Genomic DNA, 4,112 nt, shown 5'->3' with positions numbered 1-4,112 from the left:
CGGACGCGATCCTGTGGGCGACGGGCTTCCGCGCGGCCGTCGACCACCTGGCCCCGCTGAAGCTCCGCGAGCCGGGCGGCGGGATCCGCATGGAGGGCACCCGCGCGGCCCGCGACCCGCGGATCCACCTCGTGGGCTACGGCCCGTCGGCGAGCACGATCGGCGCCAACCGCGCCGGCCGCGCGGCGGTCCGCGAACTGACCCGCCTCCTGGTGGACGCGCCCGGTCCGCTGCCCGCGGAGCCGGGCGCCGTCAGCGCTGCTGTCTGAGGCTGGAGCTGCGTACGACCAGCTCCGGCTGGAGGACGATCCGCTGGTGGTCGTGGTGCTCGACGCCCTGTTCCGTCTCCTCGATCAGCAGCTCCGCCGCCTCCCGCCCCATCCGGTGCGCCGGCTGGCGGACCGACGTCAGCGGGACCGCCGCCGCGGCGGCGAACTCGATGTCGTCGTAGCCGACGAGCGCCATGTCGCCCGGCACCGAGACGCCCGCCGCGAAGAGGGTCTGGAGCACGCCGAGCGCGAGGAGGTCGTTGGCGCAGAACACCGCCGACGGGCGCGGCGACATGCCCAGCAGCCGGGCCCCGGCGTCGCGGCCGGCGGCGACGTCCATCTGCTCCGTCTCGACGTGCACCAGCGCGTCCGGCCCCAGCCCCTCCTCGGCGAGGGCGGCCAGGGCCCCGGTGTGACGGTCCTGGCACTGCGGGAGCTGCATGGGGCCGCTGACGTAGGCCAGGGAGGCGTGGCCTGCGCCGATCAGGTGGCGGGCGGCGAGCACACCGCCCTGGACGTCGTCCAGCGAGACCGAGCAGGCGTCCGCGCTGGCGACGGTGCGGTCGACGAAGACGTACGGAATGCCGTGCCGGCCGAAGGACTCCAGGGTGCGCCCGCTGGTGTCGGCGGGGGTGACGAGCACGCCGCGCACCCGCTGCTCGGCGAAGAGGCCCAGGTACTCGGCCTCCTCGGCGGGGCTCTGCGCGCTGTTGCAGAGCATCACGCCGAGGCCGGCCTCGCGCGCGGCGCGCTCCGCGCCGGTGGCGACGTCGACGAAGAACGGGTTGGTCATGTCGAGTACGAGCAGCGCGATGATGCGGCTGCGCCCGGCGCGCAGCTGCCGCGCCGACTCGCTGCGCACGTAGCCGAGCCGGTCGATGGCCGCCTGCACCCGCTCGCGGGTGGCGGCGGCCACGCTGTCGGGCCGGTTGATGACGTTCGACACGGTGCCGACGGAGACGCCCGCGTGCCGCGCGACGTCCTTGATGCCCACCATGCGCCCCACGCGCGTTCCCCTTCAGCCGTCCAGCCGGTCGTACGCGGCGCGCCCCGGCCGCGGCCCGCCGCTCATGCTACGCATGGCCTTCGCCGGTCCCCGCGACCTCCACCAGGTCCAGTCCGGCGAGGTCCGCGAGCGCCCGCAGCTCGGGCCGCAGGTCGCCGGTCGCCAGCGCCCAGTGGTGGCCGACGCCGCTCGCGCTCCACTCGTCGCACCACTCCCCCGGGTCGCGGCCGAAGTCGACGCGCGAGGTGGTGTTGCCGATGGCCAGCAGGGGTCCCGGGGTGACGGTGCCGGCGGAGGCGATGAGCCGGTAGCGGCCGTCGCGGGTCTGGCCGAGGCCGACGGCGGTGACGGGCCCGTGCCGTACGTCGAACTCCACGGACACCCCCCAGCCGCGCTTGCCGTGGTAGACGCCGAGGCCGCGCAGCAGCGGCCGGCCCTCGCTGATCGCCAGGTGCCCGGGCCCGTCGTGGCCCATCTCCACCACGCCGTCGCGGAAGTTGAGCGCCTGCATCTCGGTGAACGAGCCGCCGGCGCCGAACCGGTCGGCGACGAGCATGGCCAGCGAGGTGCGCAGCTCGTACTCGCCGGCGGCGGGGATGCCGCGGGCGGTGAGCAGGGAGGCGCCGAGGATCATGCCGGCGCCCAGCCGCTCGTGCGTCTCGCCGTCGAGGCCGCGGTGGTAGTACGCGAGGGAGTCGAGGTCGAAGTCGGCGGCGAGCCGGTCCAGGCCGACCGACACCCGCGCCGCCCAGGCGAGGTCGTCAGGGTCGACGGTCGCGTCGAGGTCGAAGACCTCGCGGGTCTCGGCGAGCTTGGCCGCCACCTCGGCGTCGCCGGCCTTCTCGGCCCGTACCCGCAGGTCGTCGAACTCCAGCACCTCGACGTGGCCGCCGAGGTGCGCGGTGACCATGGCGAGGTCGGTGGACACGTCGTACATGCCCGGGTAGAGGTGGCCCATCAGCCCGTGCCGGCCGCCGCGCAGCACGGCGCGCACCCCCGCCGCCCGGATCCACCGGCCGATACGGGCCCAGGCCCGCTCGTCCTCCAGGTGGCCGGAGACGGAGCGGAAGGGGACGCCGCAGCGCTCGAAGGCGTTGGCCATCTCGGGCAGCGGGCAGGCGCCGCAGTAGGCGAGCCACTGGCCGGTGTCGAAGGTCGCGTGGTCCATCGCCTCGGTGGGCTGCAGGTTGATCAGCAGGACGGGCGCACCGCTGCGCTGCGCGACGGGGACGAGCATCGTCGCGGTCATGTACGTGGTGAGGAAGCCGACGATCAGGTCGCAGTCCGCGGCGCGCAGCTTCTCCGCGGCGGCGGCGCCCTCGGGGGCGTCGGAGATGAAGCCGACGTCGACGACTTCGGCGTCGAAGGCGCCCATCCGCTCGGCGACCCGCGCGGCGGAGCGCCTGAGCTGCGGCAGCAGGTCGGGGAACTGCGGCCAGTACGCGCCGAGTCCGCCGGCGACCAGGCCGATGCGGGGCCGGCGGGCGGTGGCGGGGGTGCGTGCGGTCGTCATGGGTGGCTCCTTGCGGTCGCGCCTAGCGGGGCAGGGCGAAGTCCACGGTGCGCAGCGGCGAGGGCGTGGTGCCGGTGGACTTCTGCTGGTACATGAAGGACAGGACGCCGTCCTGGCCGAGCCGGGTCTCGTCCAGGATCACCTCGCCGAAGGCGTCGAGGTCCGCGCCGTCGAAGAGGACCTTCCAGTCGGTCCAGCCGGAGGCGGCGGAGGCGGCGGCGATCCGGCCGTAGGGCAGCACGGCGTAGGCGTTGTCGTGGCGGTCGAAGGCGAGCTTGGAGCGCTGGGTGGACTCCAGGGGCAGGGGGATCTCGGTCTTGTGCCAGCGGCCGGCGTCGTCGCGGTGGACGTGGAAGGCGCGGGCGTTCGCCTTGCGGTCGGCGACGTAGTCCGTGGAGCACTGGCCGAAGCGGCCGGGGACGTAGCTGATGAGTGCGTGCGGGCGGCCGGCGGAGTCGGTGGCCTGGTGTTCCTGGTTCATCAGCGCGTGGTCGGCGTTCAGCGGGTCGGCGACGGTGCCGGGGTCGTCGAACGAGACGAGGTCGGTGCCGCCGGTGGTGCCGACGGCCTCGCCCGCGGCGTTGGTCCAGGTGCGGCCGTCGTCGGTGGAGCGGACGTAGCCGGTGTCGTGGTTGCTGAGGCCGCCGGGGGCGCACATGACGGCGGTGTTCTGCTCGCGCCAGGTGTAGAAGGCGTGCAGGGTGCCGTCGGGGCCGTAGTCGATGCCGTGCAGGTACATGTTGCGGGCGGTGCTGCTGCCGTGGGCTGTGGTGTACGTGCCGGTGGAGCCGGACCACTGGCCGAGCGCCCGCCACCGCTTCCCGTCGTACGCGGCCAGGGCGTTGCGCCCGTTGCCGGAGACGCCGTCGCGGTAGCTGAGCAGCAGCCCGCCGGCGGGGGTGGCGACGAACTGGGGGTAGGTGAAGCGGTCGGTGAGCGCGAGCCCGTCGAGGGAGGTCTGCACGGGCCCGAAGGCGTCCGCGCTCCACTCGTGCGCCTGCGGCCGGTTCAGCAGGCCCGGCGCGGACTTGAGGTAGAAGAAGCCGTCGGAGTGGGAGTCCATGTTGACGTGCAGCCGGCCGTCGGCGGCGGACACGCCGAGGGAGATGACGTTGTGGGAGTCGTCGTACTTCAGCCGGTGGTCCAGGGTGACGGTCTCCCACTCCCGTTCGCCGGGCGCGCGGCGGGCGACGACGGCGCTGCGGTCGGCGGTGTACCAGGCCGCGTACTGGTGGCCCTTGTGGGTGAGGATGCCGTTCTTCGTGAAGGAGCTGTTGTTGACCAGGCCGTCGAAGGAGACGAAGAAGACGGCCTCCGGGTCAAG

3 protein-coding genes and 1 pseudogene are annotated in these 4,112 nt (G+C 74.1%); 1 reads left to right on the top strand and 3 read right to left on the bottom strand.

The annotated features are described in order from the left end of the window. Positions 1-269, top strand: a pseudogene (locus H5J30_RS20300) (pyridine nucleotide-disulfide oxidoreductase); the annotation flags it as partial. Here the strand turns inward: H5J30_RS20300 and H5J30_RS20295 are convergent. The 3 genes from H5J30_RS20295 to H5J30_RS20285 all read right to left on the bottom strand — a co-directional run. Next, positions 253-1,266, bottom strand: a complete 1,014-nt coding sequence (locus H5J30_RS20295; RefSeq protein ID WP_181788829.1) for a LacI family DNA-binding transcriptional regulator — start codon at positions 1,264-1,266, stop codon at positions 253-255. The pseudogene H5J30_RS20300 and the gene H5J30_RS20295 sit on opposite strands and share 17 nt — an antisense overlap. 76 nt (positions 1,267-1,342) lie before the next feature. After that, a complete protein-coding gene (locus H5J30_RS20290) occupies positions 1,343-2,788 on the bottom strand; it encodes an L-fucose/L-arabinose isomerase family protein (protein ID WP_181788828.1) in 1,446 nt (481 codons plus the stop codon). Positions 2,789-2,810: 22 nt separating this feature from the next. Further along, positions 2,811-4,112 (bottom strand): BNR repeat-containing protein (locus H5J30_RS20285; protein ID WP_181788827.1); only part of this gene is annotated, 1,302 nt, incomplete at its 5' end.

Source organism: Streptomyces phytophilus, from assembly GCF_013870535.1.
In the GTDB taxonomy this organism is placed as follows: domain Bacteria; phylum Actinomycetota; class Actinomycetes; order Streptomycetales; family Streptomycetaceae; genus Streptomyces; species Streptomyces phytophilus.
Note: the sequence above shows the minus strand (reverse complement) of the source record. Positions and strands in the feature narration are given on the sequence as shown.